A 17,823-nucleotide genomic window follows, 5' to 3' on the forward strand; every position below is an offset into this window, starting at 1 on the left:
TCCCTCCTGCAGCGACGAGCCGTCCGTTATTCGACGGTGACGGACTTGGCGAGATTGCGGGGCTTGTCGACGTCGTAACCGCGGGACTGGGCCACCTCGGCGGCGAAGACCTGCAGCGGCACCGTCGACAGCAGCGGCTGCAGCAGCGACGGCGCGGAGGGGATCTCGAACAGGTGGTCGGCGAAGGGGCGGACGGTCTCGTCGCCCTCCTCGGCGATGACGACGGTCACCGCACCGCGCGCCTGGATCTCGCGGATGTTGCTGAGCAGCTTGCTGTGCAGCACCGCGCGGCCCTTCGGCGAAGGCATGACCACGATGACCGGCAGTCCGTCCTCGATCAACGCGATCGGACCGTGCTTGAGCTCACCGGCGGCGAAGCCCTCGGCGTGCATGTACGCCAGTTCCTTGAGTTTGAGCGCCCCCTCGAGCGCGACCGGATACCCCACATGGCGGCCCAGGAACAGCACGGCGGGCGAATCCGACAGCTCACGGGCGAGCGCACGGACCGGATCCATCCCGGTCAGCAACTCGGCGATCTTCTCCGGCATCGCCGCCAGATCCTGGTACTCGCGGGCCACCTCGTCCGGATACTTGGTGCCGCGTGCCTGCGCCAGGGCCAGGCCGACGAGATAGTTCGCGGCCATCTGCGCCAGGAACGCCTTCGTCGAGGCCACCCCGATCTCCGGGCCGGTACGCGTGTAGAGCACCGCGTCGGCTTCCCGCGGGATCTGCGCACCGTTGGTGTTGCACACCGCCAGCACCCGCGCCTTCTGATCCTTGGCGTGCCGCACCGCTTCGAGGGTGTCGGCGGTCTCCCCCGACTGCGAGATCGCGACGACCAGCGTCGAACGGTCCAGCACCGGATCGCGGTAGCGGAACTCGGAGGCCAGCTCGACCTCCACCGGCAGCCGGGTCCAGTGCTCGATGGCGTACTTGGCGACCAGCCCGGAGTGGTACGAGCTGCCGCACGCGACGACGAACACCTTGTCGATGTCGCGCAGTTCCTGATCCGACAGGCGCTGCTCGTCGAGCACGATGCGCCCGTCGACGAAGTGCCCGCGCAGGGTGTCGGCGACCGCGGCCGGCTGCTCCTCGATCTCCTTGAGCATGAAGTAGTCGTGGCCGCCCTTCTCCGCGGCGGCCAGATCCCAGTCGATGGTGAACGGGCGGGTGTCCACCTCGCTGTTGCCGTCGAAGTCGGTGACGGTGTAGCTGTCCTCGGTGATGACCACGACCTGGTCCTGACCGAGCTCGACCGCCTCGCGGGTGAACTCGATGAACGCCGCCACATCGGACGCGATGAACATCTCACCGTCGCCGACGCCGACGACCAGCGGAGTGGACCGGCGTGCCGCGACGATCGTGCCGGGATGATCGGCGTGCGCGAAGACCAGCGTGAAAGCCCCTTCGAGCCGACGCAGCACACTGCGCGCGCTGTCGACGAAGTTGCCCGCGGTCGGCCCTTCCTCATAGGCACGGGCGACCAGGTGCACCGCGACCTCGGTATCGGTGTCGCTGGCCAGTTCCACACCCGACTTCTCGAGTTCTTCCCGCAGCGGCGCGAAGTTCTCGATGATGCCGTTGTGCACGACCGCGACCTTCCCGCTCGCGTCGCGATGCGGATGCGCGTTGCGGTCGGTGGGACGACCGTGGGTGGCCCATCGGGTGTGGCCCATCCCCGCGGTACCGGTGAAGTGTTCCTCACCGATCTCGTCGAGTTCGGCCTCCAGGTTGCTCAGCCGTCCCGCCTTACGCTCGACGGCCAGACCGCCCTGCCCGTCAAGGATGGCGATGCCCGCCGAGTCGTAACCCCGGTACTCCATCCGCCGCAGCGCCTCCACCACGACGTCGAGAGCACGACGGTGCCCGACATACCCCACGATTCCGCACATGACTAGCAGGGTACTGGTCTCCCCTGGGTGGGGAACAACGCGCCGGTGACGGCTTCGCGCCTGCGGAGGCACGCCGTCCGGTACACACCGGCCCCGGTCGGCGGCACCATCCGCTAACGTTCACGCCGTGGCGGCGAACCCCAAGAAACTGGCTCAGGAACTCTCCCGGCGCGGCCCGCACACTGTGCTGCGCGGCGACCTGGCTCTCGCCGGTCAGCCGGGTGTGGTCTACACCCCGGCCGAAGGCTTCGACCTGCCTGCGGTGGCATTCGGGCACGGCTGGCTCACCGGCGTCACCAAGTACACGAAGCTGTTCGAGCATCTGGCGTCCTGGGGCATCGTGGTCGGGGCACCGAGCACCGAGCGCGGGCCGATGCCCTCGGCGGTGGGCCTGTCGACCGACCTGCTGACCACCCTCGACATCTGCACCGGTGTGCGGCTCGGCACAGGCCGGATCAGCGTGCATCCCTCGAAGCTCGCGCTGGTGGGGCACGGCTCGGGTGCGGGTGCGGCGGTCCTCGCCGCTGCACGGCGTGAGGTCGCGGCGGTCGCTCCGCTGTTTCCCTCCCCCGTTTCCCCTCCGGCCTCCGAGGCGGCCGCCCGCGTCCGGGCGCCGGGTCTCGTGCTCGTGGGCGAGAAGAGCATCGGTTCGATGACCAGCGACGCCGTCGCGGTGGCCCGGGCATGGGCCGGCGACGACCTGCAGTTGCGCGTGATCGACAAGGCGAACGACGAAGGGCTCGCCGAAGGGCGCCGCCTGCTCGGTGCCCTCGGCGTCGGTGGTCCCGAGCGGCGCACGCAGGAACGCACCCGGGCACTGCTCACCGGCTTCCTGTTGCACCGCCTGACCGGCGACAAGACGTATGCGATGTTCTCCGATCCCGCCACCGAGCTGCCCGGTTCCACGGTGATCCCCGATCCCGACATCGTCGACCGCGATCTCGGCACCCAGGTGAACCTGCTCCTCGGACGCTGACGCCCGCCGGATCACACGCCGCGTCAGAGCGGTCCGGCTTCCTCGAGCACAACACTGTCGCCCACGGCCTTCTCGTCCGGCGGGTGGTGGCCCCCGGACCCTTCGCCGCCCTCGGGCGTCTTCCCGTCTCCGGAGGTGGGCCCCCGTCTCCGCTCGGCCGGCCGGGCACCGGGAAGCGTCATGGGGCCGCCCCCTGCCGGTACGTCGCCCCCTGCCGGTACGTCGTGCCGACCCTCGTCCTTCGTCCCCGCAGCCGGCTCCCCCACTGCCTCGGCGGACGGGCCGGTGGCCGGGGTGCCGGCCGCGCCCTCCGCATGTTCGACGGCTCGTTCCGTAGCCGCCGACAGGACCGTGAGCGTCTCCGCGATGCGACGGCCGGCATCCTCACACGCCCGGAGCACCAGGTCGAGAGCACCTTCCACGACGGGTGCCAGCCGTTGCTCGAGCCACTTCCGGCATGCGGCGGCCGGATCGCCCGTCGTCGCATCGCCGGACTCGTCCGCGAACCAGTGCGCCGCCTCCTCCGGTGTCGGCCCGCGGGCACCGCCGTTCGCTCCCGCGAGGATGGTCGCGATGTCGTCCGTGGTGCGACCGTCCACGGTGCGGCCTTCGAACTCGCCGACGACGCGGGCTTTCTCCCGCAGTGCCTCTGCCACCCCGGTGGCGGCGGAGTCCAGGGATGCCGCGACATCGACGAGCACCGCGCACAGCGCGGTTCCGCGGGCGATGGTAAACGCCAGGTCCGAGCGCGCGCTCTCGGCCGCGGATCCGTCCCATGCCCCGTCGAGGCGCGTCAGGAGCCGGCGATGGTCGTCGATGCGACGGCTCAGGGAGTCGGCGAGCGCGCGAGAGGTGTGCGCATCGTCGGAGAGGGCGGACAGCGCGATCGCGCGTTCCGCGTCGTATCGCGCCCGCAGGTCCGCCGCGGTGATCTCGGTCGCGAGTCCGAGCGCATGCAGGATCGGCAGGTGGTCGGTGAGATGGGCGAGGCCGGTGGCCCCCGCGTCGAGGATGCTGCCGGCATCCTCGGGAGGGATTCTCACGGTTGCCCGGTCCGCCGCTCGTCCCACTCCGAACCTGCGGCCAGCCCGGCCTCGGTGTCGCGTTCGTGCTGGGCGTAGTGCTCCGTCGCCACGCGCAGCGCCTCGGCATGGGCCTGCGACGCGACGACCCACGCCTGGCACGCCGCGCGCAATCTGCGGTAGCCGTCCTCGACCCCGGCACCGGCCGCTTCGTGTGTGCCCGCGCCGGACACGTCGAACTCGAGGCCGCCGAACGCCCGGCGGATCTCGCGATCGGCATCGTCCGCCGACTCCGACAGATGCGCCACGATCGCGCGCACCGCTGCGCCGTCGAATCGGACCACGCCGTGTCGTGCTTCCATGTCCTGCCCCCCGTTCCGGCGAAACCGTCTCGACGAGGTAGGACGCGGCGGACCGTGATCCGGTTCCGTCGTCCGCGAAACCGGGGAGCTAGACGGCAGCGACGACCCGTGCGAGGCGGTCGGCGACGGCACGAGCGTGATCGTCCTCGGCTGCCTCGACCATGACCCGGACGAGCTGCTCGGTACCCGACGGGCGCAGCAGCACCCGGCCGGTGTCACCGAGTTCGCGCTCGGCCTCGGCCACCGCGGCCGCCACCGAAGGATCGTTCGCGACCGTGGCCTTGTCGTGCACCGGCACGTTGACGAGCACCTGCGGGAGAGAGGTCATCACCGAGGCGAGTTTCGCGAGGGGAAGGCCCGTCGTGGCCACCCGCTCCATCAACCGCAGGCCGGTGAGCACACCGTCGCCGGTCGTGCCGTGGGCGGGCAGCACGATGTGACCGGACTGCTCACCGCCGAGGCCGTAGCCGCCGCGTCGCAGTTCTTCGAGTACATAGCGATCGCCCACACCGACGGTGCGGACCGCGATCCCCTCGGCGCGCATCGCGAGGTGCAGGCCGAGATTGCTCATCACCGTGGCGACGAGGGTGTCGTCGGGGAGTTCACCGGCTTCGTGCATGCCCAGAGCCAGGATCGCCATGATGGCGTCACCGTCGACCACCGTGCCGGTCGCGTCCACGGCGAGGCAGCGGTCGGCGTCGCCGTCGTGTGCCAGACCCAGGTCGGCGCCGTGCTCGAGCACGGCCTGCTGCAGCACGGACAGGTGCGTGGACCCGCATCCGTCGTTGATGTTCAGTCCGTCGGGTTCGGCGTTGATCGCGATGACCCGCGCACCGGCGGCCGCGTAGGCAGCGGGAGCGGCCTGCGACGCGGCCCCGTGGGCGCAGTCCACCACGACAGTCGTTCCCGCGAGGGACTGACGCACGGCCGCCGCGAGATGCGCGAGGTAACGGTCGAGGGCGTCGGACACGGCGCGTACCCGGCCGATGCCTGCGCCGGTGGGTCGCCCCGCCGTTTCGGCGTCGCCGTGGAGCACGGCTTCGAGCCGGTCCTCGATCTCGTCGTCGAGTTTGTGCCCGCCGGCCGCGAAGATCTTGATGCCGTTGTCGGGCATGGGATTGTGCGACGCGGAGATCATCACGCCGAGGTCGGCGCCGTAGTCACCCGTGAGGTACGCGACCGCCGGGGTGGGCAGCACGCCCACCGAGAGGACGTCGACTCCGGCTGCGGTGAGTCCGGCCGTGACGGCCGCCTCGAGCATCTCCCCGCTCGCGCGCGGATCCCGGCCCACGACCGCGACCGGTCGCCGCTCGGCACCCTGTGGGGCCAGGACGGCTGCTGCAGCGCCTGCCAGGCGTACTGCCAGCTCCACTGTGAGCTCGGCGTTGGCCAAGCCCCGGACTCCGTCGGTGCCGAACAACCGACCCATGTACACAGCCTCCCAGTCGTGTGCGGCCCCGCCGCGGATGTCGATAGAGGACAGAATGCACGAAAGCAGGCGCCGGTAGGAGATGTCTACCGACGCCTGCTCTCGTGGTGGAACAGGTGCCGACTCTGACGAAATCAGCGTCGGCGGCACATCAGCGCTTGGAGTACTGCGATGCCTTACGAGCCTTCTTCAGGCCGTACTTCTTACGCTCGACAGCACGCGGGTCACGCGTGAGGAAGCCGGCGCGCTTGAGCGCGGGGCGATCCTCGGGGGTGACCTCGGTGAGCGCACGCGCGATGGCGAGACGCAGCGCGCCGGCCTGGCCGGACGGGCCGCCGCCGTGCAGGCGTGCGTGGATGTCGAACGACTCGGTGCGCTCGACCGTCACCAGGGGCGACTTCACGAGCTGCTGGTGCACCTTGTTCGGGAAGTAGTCCTCGATGGTGCGGCCGTTGAGCACGAAGTTGCCGGTGCCCGGAACGAGGCGGACGCGGACGACGGCCTCCTTACGGCGACCGACGGTCTGGACCGGACGATCGAAGACGATCGGGGCCGCGGGGGCCTCGACGACGTCCTCGACGTACTCTTCCGCAGCGACCTCGACGTTCTCGACGTACTCTTCGGGGTTCACGTTCTGTTCCTCGGGCGTCGTCACTGTGCCACCTGCTTGATCTCGAACGGCACCGGCTGCTGCGCGGCGTGGGGGTGGTTCGGGCCCGCGTAGACCTTCAGCTTCTTCGCGATGGCGCGACCGAGCTTGTTCTTCGGGAGCATGCCGGTGACGGCCTTCTCCACGAGACGGTCGGGGTTCTTGTCGAGAACCTCGCCGACCGAACGAGCCCGCAGACCGCCCGGGTGACCGGAGTGGCTGTAGAGGAACTTGTCGGTCCGCTTGTTGCCGGAGACGGCAACCTTGTCGGCGTTGATGATGACGACGAAGTCACCACCGTCGACATGCGGCGCGAATGTGGGCTTGTGCTTGCCGCGGAGCAGGTTGGCTGCCTGCACCGCGAGGCGGCCGAGCACCACGTCGGTGGCGTCGATGACGTGCCACTGATGGGTCACGTCGCCGGCCTTCGGTGTGTACGTAGACACAGATCTTCCTCGTCTATCGTTTCGCTGCTGGCCTGCATGCCGACGGTTGCCACGCCCGGCGGCCAGTTGAGACCCGGGAGAGGTGTTCGTCGCGCCACAAGGGCACGACGACGTGCGACACGCCGAGGGGACACTCTACCGGCTGCAGGCCGAACGGGTCAAAGTACCGGCGGGCTCCGCACGCGCGCGACCCGCGGCAGCCGGCGCACGCGAACGTCCCGGCGGCCTCTCCACCACCGGGACGTCACGCCGACGAGCCGGAGAGGCCCGTCGCCTCCGGGTCAGCCCGGGAAGCGCTGCTGGTTCAACCGCTCGACCTCCTGCATGTTGTCGTTACCGGTCGAGACCACCCGGCCGATGTCGTGCAGCACCTGGATGAGACCGGCCTCGGCCTGATTCCAGCGGGCCTGTGTGGCGGCGTAACGCTCCTTCGCCCCGCTGTCCCAGCTCGAGACCAGGGGGGCGACCTGCCCTTCGATGCGGTCGAGGGTCGCCTCGATCGCCTTCTGGCCGGAGACGAGCTGAGCGTGCAGGTCCGCCACGCCGGCGAAGTTCTGGTAGATCTCGGACACGGATCGTTCTCCTCTGCTGTCGGGTGTCGGGGTCAGGTGAACGAGCCGTTGAGCACCGACCCGGCGCCGGGATCGATGCCCGACAGGGAGCGGGCCTGGTGCTCCTCCGCTGCGGCATACGATCGTCCGCTGGTGCGCACGGCTTCGGCCAGTTCGTCCAGGGCGGTCGACAACTTGGTGTGGTTGACGTTCCAGCGCTCCATGATTCCGGCGAACTGTTCCGCCGAGCGCCCTCGCCAGACCGAGGGCGCCGACTGCACCACGCCCGTCAGCCGTCCGAGGATCGCATCGAGTTCGGCGCGGGAGTCCTGCAGTTGTCCCGCGACGACCTCCATGGTCGCCACATCGGTGGTCAGGTGGTTCGAATTGCCGATCGGTTCGCTCAACGGCGTACTCCTTCGCTCGTGCGGCATCATCCGGCTCGGCATCGAGCCGGTCTTCGCTCCTACACGTGGTTGGACGCGCCCGATCCGGTATCGGTTCCGTCGGCCCCGGGAATCTGCGGACCTTCCTCGTCAACCGATCCGCAGAGTATGTACGGCCTGTTCGCATTCGCTGCGGATACGTCTCCACTCCCCCTCGAGGTACTGACATCCCACCGACACCTGAAGCCCGGGAAAGGCCATGACGGACCACCGCACCACCGAGTACTCGTCGGGAACCTCGAGATACGACACGACCTTGCGATCGGCGAATGTGGTGTCGGCGTCGAGATCGCGTATCACGGGTGCACGCTCACCGGCCCGAACGGCCAGCTCCGAGGCGACATCCTGTTCGTCGATCCCGTCGGCGAGAACCCGGTACGCGACGACGATCCGGCGATCCGCACCACCGGCCGGCACGAGCTCCACACGGCCCGAGTGGGCCGTCTCGGGGTCACGGATGCGCCAGTCGCCGGGCAGTTCGAGGCGCACCCGACCGAGACCGAACTGCTTCGACGGTGCGCGATCGGGATCCTGCGGATCCGCATCTCCCACCGGAACAGTCTCGGCCGCACCGGCTTCGGACCTCGATGCGGATTCGGCGTCCTCCCGGCCTGCCCCGGAGAACGCCCACAGGAAGACCGCGCCGGCGAGCAGAGCCGGGATCACGACCCCCGCCACGAACATCGCGTTCCTCCTGGCGTGCCCGGCACGAGAAGGATCCGGACGTGCGCGCACCTCCCGCAACCACGGCAACGTCTGCTCGTCCGGAACGGACGTCGCGGCGGAGGAGATCACCGGAGCAGGCACCGGACCGACCGCTCCCGATCCGGTGAGCGCGACGAGCATCTCCGAGGCAGCAACGGGAACGACCTGCTGCCCCGCCCCCACGAGGTCGTCCACGAGAGCGAGCAGTTCGACTCCGGACGGCTCGCCGGGACCACCCGTCACGAGGACGGCATCGGGACCCGGCCCGTCCGATACCGACATCAGCAGGCTCGCGAGGCGTGCCGCCGCATCCGACGAGTACATCGACAGATCGGGATCCCGCGCGACTCGCTCGACCGCCGATCCGTCGAGTCCGGCGGAACCGACCCGCACTGCGGTGACACCCCGGGCTGCGAATTCGAGCACCACGCAGCGCTCGTGCGCCGCTGTGCCCGCCGCACATCGCGCGGCCACCGCGATCGGCACCGGAATCGCATCGGCCGCGACCTGCCGTACGGCTGTGACGAAGAGATCGCGTCGGCGCTCGTTCCACCATGTCGGATGCACGGCGAACGCTCGGTCCGCGCCCGGTGCGCCCACGACCGTCGCCGCGTGCCCGACGAGTCCGCTCAACAGCAGTGCGAGTTCGGTTTCCGTCCCGACCGCTGCCGCATCGACGAGGGCGGTGACATCGATCGGGTCCGGAGCATCGCGGGCCGGCGCGCCGTAGACCCGGCCGTTCCCGCCGTCCACCGCGAGGGCGGGAACGCTGCGGACGTTTCCGCCCCAGCGGACGTGGACGGAACCCGGCGTCAGGGTGAAGGCAGTGGTCGTCACGGCTCGGGCAACCAGGCCGTCTGGACGAGCGACGCACCGTCGCGTCGCACGAAGGTGCCGCGTCCCGGCGGCATCGGGGACGGGCGGATCGCGCCGACGAGTGCTCCCTCGTCGCGGCTGCCGCTCATGACCAGCCCCGGACTCGACAACTCGCGCAACCGGGCAAGGACCGGCTCGTAGAGAGCTCGTCCTGCACCGCCCGCACGGCGCGCGACGACCAGGTGCAGCCCGATGTCCCTGCCGTGCGGCAGATAGTCGAGCAGTGGCAGCAGCGGGTTCTGTCCCGAAGCGGCGACCATGTCGTAATCGTCGACGACGACGAACACTTCCGGTCCCGTCCACCACGACCGGTCGCGCAGTTGCTGCTGCGTCGTGCCCGGACCGGGCAGCCGCCGTTCGCAGATCCCGGCGAGTTCCGTCGCCATGGCCGACAGCACGGTCGCCGAGGGCGCATAGCCACCCAGATGCTCGCCTTCGACGACGCCGAGCATCGTCCTGCGGTAGTCGCCGACGATGATGCGGATCCGTGTGCCGCTGCCGGCTTCGGTCAGTCCTCGGCAGATGCCGCGGAGCAACGTCGTCTTGCCGCACCCCGAGTCGCCGAAGATCAGCAGGTGCGGATTGTCCGCGAAATCCACCGACACGGGCGCCAGTTCGGATTCGTCGATGCCGATCGGCACGACGAGACGACCGGAGGCGACGGTATCGGGCGGGCTCGGCCGCCCGACGGAGATCGCGGCGAGAAGGTCGTGCCGTGGGACACGCTCCGGCAGCATGCGCACCGGCGGAGCCGGTCTCCCCGGGACAGCCCTGCGCACGGCGTCGACCGCATCGGCGACAGCAACCGCGAGATCCGACGTGCCGGCGCTGCCGTCCACCCGCGGCAGCGCGGCGAGGATGTGCCGGCCGTCGCGATCGATGCCGCGCCCGGGTCGGCCTTCCGGTACCGTCGCCGCTCGCTTCCTGCCGTACTCGGAGTCGGACGGGTCACCGAGCCGCAGTTCGAATCTCGTGCCGAGCAGGTCGCGCATCGCAGGCCGGACGTCACCCCAGCGCGGGGCACTGAGCACGACGTGGATTCCGTAGGACAGACCCTGGGCGGCGAGGATCCCGATCGTCTGCTCCAGGGCCTCGAAGTCCTGCCGAATGCTGGGCCATCCGTCCACGAGGAGGAAGACGTCACCGAAAGGATCGTCGGCGAGCACCGCGCTTCCGTCGGCACGCATCCGGCGCAGCTGGGCCATGGACTCGACTGCGTTCTCCGCGAACGATCGTTCGCGCCGGCGCAGCAGGGAGATCATCTCCGCGACGGTGCGCCGCACGCGATCGGCGTCGTGCCGTCCTGCGACGGACCCGACGTGCGGTAGCCCCGCGAGCCCCGACAGCGTTCCCCCGCCGAAATCGAGGCAGTAGAACTGCACCTGTTCGGCGGTGTGCGTGAGCGCCATCGACACGACGAGGCTGCGCAGCAGAGTGGACTTCCCCGACTGCGGGCCACCGACGACCACGACATTGCCCGCAGCGCCCGACAGATCCACCGTCAGCGGGTCTCGGCGCTGATCGAAGGGTCTGTCGACGATCCCGACGACCGTGCACAATCGCGCGTGACGCGGCACCTCCCCGGTGAGCAGCGACCGGGGCACGAGCATGTCGAGCGGAGGAGACGCGTCGAGCGGGGGCAGCCACACCTCGTGGGCGGGCGTTCCGTGTCCCCGGAGCCGCCCGACGACCACCTCCAGAACGCTTCGTCCGTCGTTCGCCACCGGAGGCGGAGACGGTTCCCGGACCGGCGGCGCGGACGGCGCGGGGTCGGCAGGCACCGTTCGGGCCGTGAAGAGGCGCGGCCGCGGGAGGGTCGTCGTCGCCGGACGGGGTCGTCGTGCGGGGCTGCCGGCGTCGTAGGGCCCCGATACGTACGCGGCGGAGAACCGCTGGATGTCGGCGGAATCGGTCCTGAGATATCCGGCGCCCGGAGCCGACGGCAGGTGATAGGCGTCCGGAACACCGAGCACACTGCGGGATTCGTTCGCGGAGAAAGTCTTCAGGCCGATCCGGTACGAGAGGTGACTGTCGAGTCCGCGGAGCCGGCCTTCGTCGAGTCGCTGGCTCGCGAGCAACAGGTGCATGTGCAGGGACCGGCCCAGGCGCCCGATCGCCGCGAAGAGGTCGGCGAAGTCGGGCTGCTGCGACAGCAGTTCGGAGAACTCGTCGACCACGATGAACAGGGCGGGCAGCGGGTCGAGCGATGCCCCCGCCGCTCTGGCCTTCTCGTAGTCACCGACGTTGGCGAAGTTGCCCGCGGTGCGGAGAAGTTCCTGCCGGCGGTTCATCTCGCCTTCGAGCGCGTCCTTCATCCGGTCGACCATCGCGATCTCGTCCGCGAGGTTGGTGATGACCGCTGCCACGTGCGACAACCCCTCGAGGCCGAGGAAGGTCGCTCCTCCCTTGAAATCCACGAGGACGAGATTGAGTGCCTCGGGCGGGTGCGTGACGACCAGCCCGAGCACCAGCGTGCGCAGGAATTCGCTCTTACCCGAACCGGTTGCGCCGATGCACAGTCCGTGCGGACCCATCCCGTTCTCGGCGGCCTCCTTGAGATCGAGTTCGACGGGGGCGCCGTCGACACCGACGCCGATCGGAACCCGCAGGCGGTCCCGCCCGCGCCGGGGCAGCCATGCGTGCTCCGGATCGAAACGGGCCGGGTCGCCCAGTCCGAGCAGCTCCTGCCAACTCGACGGCCGTTCGGCACCTGTGGTCTCCTGCATCGCGCCGGCAGATATCCGGTAGGGCGCGAGCCTCCGCGCGAGCATCTGCGCCTGGGGCGCGTCGATGCCGTCGGCTTCGGCGAACACGTCGACGGTCGTGCCCGTCGCGGCCCCCACGCGACCCTCCTCGACCACCAGGCGCAGACCACGCGTGGCAGTCAGGCGTGCAGTCGAACCCGACAGATCCAGTATCGTGACCGAGTCCAGCCCCTCGTCGAGTACGCCCGAACCCGAACCGGTGACACCACCGTCGAGGACCGCGACGAGGTGCACGATCCCCTCGACCGCAGGCGCGTTGCGGACGAACCTGCTGCGGCCGGACAAGACGGCACCGAGATCGGTTTCGAGTTCGAGCACCGAACCGAAGACCGTCCGTGCACTGCCGGCGCCGTCGCACAGGGCCGGATTCTGTGCGTGGGGCAGCCATTTGACCCACTCCCACTCCGACGCGGTATCCGGACCGCACACGATCGCGACCTGCAGGATGTCCGGGCCGTGGAAGGTGCACATCTGGGCGAGCATCGCCCGGACGAGTGACCGTGCTGCGTCGCGGTCGCCGTCGACCCCGATCGAGGCGAACCCTCTCAGGGACACGGCGGTCGGCAGGGCCGGCACCACGGAGTGGGCGCGCACGAAACGGCGGAGCGAGACGGCCGCGACGGGTTCGAGGTCCTCGACCGGTCCGGTTTCGGGAGGAACGAGGCGGGTGGCCAGGCGCTGACCACCGCGGCCGACCCGCGCATGACCGAAGTCCGGATCCGTGGTGCGTCTCTCCCACATCCGAACGCTGCCGGCGAGGGTCCACAACAGCGCCGGATCGGGATGCGTCCATTCCAGCGCCCGGCGTTGTTCCTGTGCGGTCTCGGTGACCTCTCGCCGTAACCTGTCGAGATACCGCAGGTAGTCCTTGCGGTCCTCGTTCGTCTCCGCCGTCTTCGCCCCGCCGCCGCGGCCGCCGTTCGCGAGCATGCCCACCAGGGACACGACCATCATGAGCGGGAAGATCATCGCCATGGGGCTGCGCGCCGCCCCGGAGGTGAACATCAGCGCGACCATCCCGATCATCGCCGCGACCATCACCAAGGGCAGCAACTTCGTGAGCAGATTTCCGGGCGTAGCCCGGGGAATGTCCGGCGGTGGTTGAACACTCATGTCACCGCTGGGCACGCGCGGCGCTTCCCGCCTCGCCCTGCGCACGAAACGTACGGTACTCACGTCGCCACCCCCCGGGACGTCGCCGGCCGCCCCCTACGGCCCGCGATCGGGGAAGACTAACCCACAGGATCGACTTCTCCACCCTCGTCTCCCGGTGACGACTCGTGTCTTCGCGAGCTGTTCCGTCGGGGGCCGGATCTCGAACGGGACAGCGGCCGCGAGGATGTCGTATGGTCTGCGTCGTTCGGACTTGCAGGGACGGGGGGAACCGAGGCCGATGACATCTGTGCGTGCGCGATCCGAGACCCCGGGGCAGGTGGGCGCCCCGGATCTGTGCCGGCTGACGGTGCTCGCCCGGCACACCGAGGTCGATCTCGCCCTGCCACTCGACGTTCCGGTGGCGCTCCTGCTGCCGGGCATCGTGGATCTCGTGGCCGGGCACCGGCAGGACAACGACTTCGACGTGACACCCGAACGCACGGAACCCGACAGCTGGGTGCTCGCAAGGATCGGTCGCGCTCCCCTGTCCGGCGCAGCGAGCCTGGACGAGCAGGGCGTCCGCGACGGCGAGATCCTCGTCCTCCAGGACGCCGGATCTCCCGCTCCGCCGCCACTGTTCGACGACGTGGTGTACAGCATCGCGGCCTCGAACCGGACGGCGATCCCCTGGGGGCCGGAGCCCGCAGGCCTCGTCGCCGCCGTCCTGGGCCCTGCCGCGCTCGTCGCGGGCTGCACGCCGTTGTTCTTCCTGCCCGACGGTGCGGGACGCTCGGTGGCAGGCGGAGTGTGTGCCGCCCTGTCGCTGATGCTCGTGCTGGCGGCCGGCATCCTCGCCGGTCTCCACCACGATCGACGCACAGCCACCGCACTGTCGTGGTGCGCGTTCCCACCCGCCTTCACCGCCGGAGCGCTGCTGGTCCCGGGACAGGACCCTGCTCCTCGTCTCGTCCTCGCCGCGGTGCTCACCGGCGCGGTCGCGGTGGTCGCGGTCCGGATCACGCGTCTCGGTCTCGCGACCTGCACTGCGGTCGCCACCACCTCGGCGGGCGTACTGGTGACGGGTGTCCTCGCGTCCACCACCGGCCTCGGTCCGCGGGCTCTCGGGGCGGGAACGGTCGTCGCGGCACTGCTTCTCGCCGGATCGGCGCCTCGCCTCGCGGGTATTCTCGCGAAGCTTCCGATCCCTCCGGTCCCTTCGCCCGGGGCTCGCCTCGATACGGAGGCGGCCGAGGACGGAACTGCGTCGGGCCTGCCCTCGACCGCCGAACTCGAACGTCGTGCCGAGCAGGCCCGGAGCATCCTCACGGGGCTCGTCCACGCGGTCGTCGTCCTCACGGCCGGCGGAGCCTGGTGTGCGGCCTTCCCGTGGGAGGGACAGATATTCCTTCCGGGACCGGTGCTGGCCGTCGCGGCAGGCATCGTGCTGGTCTTCCGGGGACGCACGTACACGGCGGCCGCGCAGGCAGTTCCACTCGTGGCGGGTGGGGTCGTGCTGCTGCTCGGCCTGATCGCGGGCGCCGCGGCGACGGGAGCGCTGCCGCCGTGGGCGGTGTTCGTCTCCGCTTCCGCCCTCGCGTGTGCCGGTTTCGTGTTCGGCACGGTCGCACCGAGGCGGACGTTCACCCCGGTGCAGCGGCGGCTCGCCGAGTTCGCCGAATACGCGACCGTCGCGACGATCGTGCCCGTGGCGTGCTGGGTCGCCGGCCTGTACGCGGCCGTCCGCGGACTGTGACGGATCGACTGCGCCGCTGGTGCCGGGCCCCGGCCGTGATCGTCCTGGTCGCGTCCGCCACGGCGGTGGGAGTCGCGGCGGCCGCCCCGCCGGTACCGGATCCCACTCTCCTGCCTCCCGCGGCGAACCCGTCACCTCCCGAAGCGACCGAACTGCGGGTGCAGTGCGCGGATCTTCCGGATGCCGTCGACGGACCGCGGATCCCGCACGCGCAGCAGAGCCTCGATTTCGCGTCCGTCTGGCCCGTCACGCGGGGAGCCGGGCAGGTGGTCGCGGTGATCGACACCGGCGTCCATCCGCATCCGCGACTGCCGATCCCGGTACCCGGCGGCGATTACGTCTCCACGGGGGACGGTACCGACGACTGCGACGCGCACGGCACTCTCGTCGCAGGACTGATCGCTGCGCGCCCGACACCCGGCTCGGGTTTCGCCGGCGGTGCCCCTGACGTCGGATTGATCGCGATCCGGCAGTCCAGCGGTCATTTCGCCGACCGATCCCGCCCGGACGACGAGGCGGCACGCAACGCTTCCGGATACGGCGATGTGAGGACCCTCGCGTCGGCCGTCCGTCGCGCCGCGGATCTCGGAGCGACCGTCGTCAACATCTCGGAGGTCGCCTGCCGGACCGTCGCCGAGGGCATGTCGGACGGCGCCCTGGGAGCTGCAGTGCAGTACGCAACCGACGTGCACGATGCGGTAGTCGTCGCGGCCGCAGGCAATCTCGACACCTGCCGCGAGGGTAATCCCGCCTCCGTCGATCCGGTGGATCCCGGTGCGGATCCGTGGGAATCGGTCGCCACCCTGGCGTCCCCCGCGTGGTACGACGACTACGTCCTCACCGTCGGCGCCGTCGAGGACGACGGCACTCCCGCCGAGTACAGCCTTCCCGGGCCGTGGGTGGATGTCGCGGCTCCGGGAAGCGCATCGGTGTTCCTCGATCCCCGCAGCGCCGGCCTGGCCGACCTGATCCCCGGCCCGGAGAGTGGCAGGGCGGTGTCCGGTACGAGCTTCGCTGCACCGCTGGTCGCGGCGACGGTCGCGCTGGTGCGGGCACGGTACCCGCACCTGACGGCCCGCGAGGTGATGGCCCGCGTGGAGAGCACTGCCCACGCGCCGGCGGAAGGGTGGAATCCGCGCGTGGGACACGGCGTCGTCGATCCGCTCGCGGCCGTCACCGCCCCTCTGCCGGCCGAGCGCGCGGTACCGGCACCACCGGTCCCCGTCGACGAGCCCGCCCCTCCGCCGGTACCGGATCACCGGCCGCGCAGCATCGCGCTGATCGCGGCGGCGGCCGTCATTGCCACGACCGTTCTCGGTCTCGTCCTCACCACGCCGGCGCGACGGCTCGCGCGGTCACGCGGCTGAGCGATCAGTTGCCGGCGCTCACGGGCACCGCACCGGGGTCGGGGGCGATGCCGTCGTGCGCGAGCAGGGCCTGCGCTCTGCCGAGCGAGGGTCCCGGAGCGAACAGGTGCAGGATCGGCCACGGAACCCGGGCCGGTGGACCCGTGAACCCGAGGGCTTCGGCGGCCTCCGCATCGACAATGCCGTAGCGGACACCGGTGTCCGCTACGTAGAACAACGATCCGCGCCGGTCGGTGGCGGAGGTGAGGGACGTGGCCTGCACGTACCGCCCGCGGCCCGGTGATAGGTGGATCGCGTCGGCCTGCGGGCCCCCACCGTCGGCCTGCGCCGGTACGACCGGCACCGCGTCCTGTCCCGTGGGCAGTGCGGTACCGGCCGACAGGCCCAGCGACGACCGGTGCCTGTCGTCCTCGGCCGGCACGGACCGCCAGGTCGAACAGGCGACCGGCATGTCGCCCGGGTCGACGACGGTCGGCACGACTTCCGGGAAGGTGTCCACCGGGAGTTCGTGTACCGGAGGTGCCTCCGCGAGCACGTCGGGCGGGACCGACGGAATCTCGTTCGCCCCCTGGGAATCCGAGGAGTGGAGGAGGTGGGCGGTGAAGCGTGAGATCTCCTGCGTGCCGTTCGTGAGTACCACGTGGAAACTCTGCCCGTCCGGCTCGGAGACGGCGACGACCGATCCGACGCGTACATCCGGAATGGGCACGGACGGAGGACCTCCCGCGCCGGGGATGTGCGGTGCCGACAGCTTCGGCCCTTCCGGAACGGCGGCGAGGAGCCCGGGGCTCGCCGGACGGGCTCGGGTGAGATCGATGCCGAGCAGTCGCAGGACTGAGCGGTCGTCCGGATCGATCTCCGCGCGTCTGCCGTCGTACAGCAGGTGGTAGCGGCCCTCCGACGAGACCAGGAGCGCTTCGTCCCGCGGGAGCACCGATCCTGCGCGGTGATCGGGCGTGCCCGCGAGCACGGCGGTGGTTGCGGAGTGCAGACCGTTCGGGTCCACGATGTCGCACACCGTCCACGAGGTCTCCTCCGGATCGTGGGCGAGGGAGGACGGCGCACCGGGGATTCCCACCAGTGGCCCGCGCGGACGACTCGACAATTCCTCGTCCGCCACTACTGCGGGTTCGGCGGGCGAACCCAGGATCAGACGGGCCGAAGCGAGATTGAGGACCGGATGAAAGGTGGTGTCGATCGCGACGTAGAGGGCGCCCGAATCACGTCCGACGACGACAGCGGCATCGCCGATCCGGTCCTGAGGACGGAACAGCGCCAGTGCGGCACACGCCCCCAGTACGAGACACGCGACGACCACTCCCACGACGAAGGACCGGGACTGGGAACGCATGGGGTCGTGGATCATTCGCACGTCACCTCGTACCAGCGCGTGATCCGTGCGCCTGGCCAGGAATCGGTATCCACTGACCTGCCATCGCGTGGTCGGTTGCGCTGCCATGGATCTCCCCCCGTACGGCACGCTCTCTGG

General features: G+C 70.3%; 14 protein-coding genes. 3 read left to right on the forward strand and 11 right to left on the reverse strand.

Annotation, left to right across the window (positions count from 1 at the left end; all coding sequences use genetic code 11):
- Positions 1-26: 26 nt before the first annotated feature.
- On the reverse strand, positions 27-1,892 hold the full coding sequence (glmS, locus tag MOM01_RS14180) for a glutamine--fructose-6-phosphate transaminase (isomerizing) (protein WP_241386058.1): 1,866 nt from the start codon (positions 1,890-1,892) through the stop codon (positions 27-29).
- A 127-nt stretch (positions 1,893-2,019) separates the two neighbouring features.
- Here glmS and MOM01_RS14185 point away from each other — a divergent pair, with 127 nt between their 5' ends.
- Positions 2,020-2,868, forward strand: a complete 849-nt coding sequence (locus MOM01_RS14185) for a hypothetical protein (protein ID WP_241386059.1) — start codon at positions 2,020-2,022, stop codon at positions 2,866-2,868.
- 23 nt (positions 2,869-2,891) lie between these two features.
- On the opposite strand, the gene MOM01_RS14190 is transcribed toward MOM01_RS14185, so the two are convergent.
- From MOM01_RS14190 to eccCa, 9 genes are all read right to left on the reverse strand, one after another.
- On the reverse strand, positions 2,892-3,911 hold the full coding sequence (locus MOM01_RS14190; RefSeq protein ID WP_241386060.1) for a WXG100 family type VII secretion target: 1,020 nt from the start codon (positions 3,909-3,911) through the stop codon (positions 2,892-2,894).
- A complete protein-coding gene (locus tag MOM01_RS14195; RefSeq protein ID WP_241386061.1) occupies positions 3,908-4,252 on the reverse strand; it encodes a hypothetical protein in 345 nt (114 codons plus the stop codon). The genes MOM01_RS14190 and MOM01_RS14195 overlap by 4 nt, the downstream gene beginning before the upstream one ends.
- A gap of 88 nt (positions 4,253-4,340) precedes the next feature.
- Positions 4,341-5,681, reverse strand: coding sequence for a phosphoglucosamine mutase (gene glmM / locus MOM01_RS14200; RefSeq protein ID WP_241386062.1), 1,341 nt, complete (start codon positions 5,679-5,681; stop codon positions 4,341-4,343).
- Between the two features lie 151 nt (positions 5,682-5,832).
- Entirely contained in the window at positions 5,833-6,336 is a 504-nt protein-coding gene (gene rpsI, locus MOM01_RS14205; protein ID WP_016932689.1) for a 30S ribosomal protein S9, read from the reverse strand.
- Positions 6,333-6,776, reverse strand: a complete 444-nt coding sequence (gene rplM, locus MOM01_RS14210; RefSeq protein WP_241386063.1) for a 50S ribosomal protein L13 — start codon at positions 6,774-6,776, stop codon at positions 6,333-6,335. Before rplM ends, rpsI begins: the two co-directional genes overlap by 4 nt.
- A gap of 281 nt (positions 6,777-7,057) precedes the next feature.
- Positions 7,058-7,348 carry a WXG100 family type VII secretion target gene (locus tag MOM01_RS14215; protein ID WP_241386064.1) on the reverse strand — a complete coding sequence of 97 codons (291 nt, stop codon included), beginning with the start codon at positions 7,346-7,348 and terminating at the stop codon, positions 7,058-7,060.
- Between the two features lie 32 nt (positions 7,349-7,380).
- The gene (locus MOM01_RS14220) at positions 7,381-7,734 is read right to left on the reverse strand and encodes a WXG100 family type VII secretion target (protein WP_241386065.1); all 354 of its coding nucleotides are present in this window, start codon (positions 7,732-7,734) and stop codon (positions 7,381-7,383) included.
- Positions 7,735-7,863: 129 nt separating this feature from the next.
- Positions 7,864-9,315: a type VII secretion-associated protein gene (locus MOM01_RS14225; RefSeq protein WP_241386066.1), complete on the reverse strand. Its 1,452-nt coding sequence runs from the start codon at positions 9,313-9,315 to the stop codon at positions 7,864-7,866.
- Positions 9,312-13,295, reverse strand: coding sequence for a type VII secretion protein EccCa (gene eccCa, locus MOM01_RS14230; protein ID WP_241386067.1), 3,984 nt, complete (start codon positions 13,293-13,295; stop codon positions 9,312-9,314). Before eccCa ends, MOM01_RS14225 begins: the two co-directional genes overlap by 4 nt.
- Positions 13,296-13,512: 217 nt before the next feature.
- On the opposite strand from eccCa, the gene eccD reads away from it, so the two are divergent.
- Positions 13,513-14,967 (forward strand): type VII secretion integral membrane protein EccD, encoded by a 1,455-nt coding sequence (gene eccD / locus MOM01_RS14235; protein ID WP_241386068.1) that lies wholly within the window; start codon positions 13,513-13,515, stop codon positions 14,965-14,967.
- Complete coding sequence (mycP, locus tag MOM01_RS14240) at positions 14,964-16,334, forward strand: type VII secretion-associated serine protease mycosin (protein ID WP_241386069.1); 1,371 nt, start codon at positions 14,964-14,966, stop codon at positions 16,332-16,334. The genes eccD and mycP overlap by 4 nt, the downstream gene beginning before the upstream one ends.
- A gap of 4 nt (positions 16,335-16,338) precedes the next feature.
- Here mycP and eccB read toward each other — a convergent pair whose 3' ends face one another.
- Complete coding sequence (gene eccB, locus MOM01_RS14245) at positions 16,339-17,793, reverse strand: type VII secretion protein EccB (protein WP_241386070.1); 1,455 nt, start codon at positions 17,791-17,793, stop codon at positions 16,339-16,341.
- Between the last annotated feature and the right edge of the window lie 30 nt (positions 17,794-17,823).

Source organism: Rhodococcus sp. CH91, from assembly GCF_022554085.1.
GTDB lineage: Bacteria > Actinomycetota > Actinomycetes > Mycobacteriales > Mycobacteriaceae > Rhodococcus.

Bases quoted from the DNA above. Each gene is read 5' to 3' on its own strand.
- eccB (WP_241386070.1), bottom strand. From the start codon at position 17,793: ATGGCAGCGCAACCGACCACGCGATGGCAGGTCAGTGGATACCGATTC.
- MOM01_RS14195 (WP_241386061.1), bottom strand. From the start codon at position 4,252: ATGGAAGCACGACACGGCGTGGTCCGATTCGACGGCGCAGCGGTGCGC.
- eccD (WP_241386068.1), top strand. From the start codon at position 13,513: ATGACATCTGTGCGTGCGCGATCCGAGACCCCGGGGCAGGTGGGCGCC.
- glmS (WP_241386058.1), bottom strand. From the start codon at position 1,892: ATGTGCGGAATCGTGGGGTATGTCGGGCACCGTCGTGCTCTCGACGTC.
- glmM (WP_241386062.1), bottom strand. From the start codon at position 5,681: ATGGGTCGGTTGTTCGGCACCGACGGAGTCCGGGGCTTGGCCAACGCC.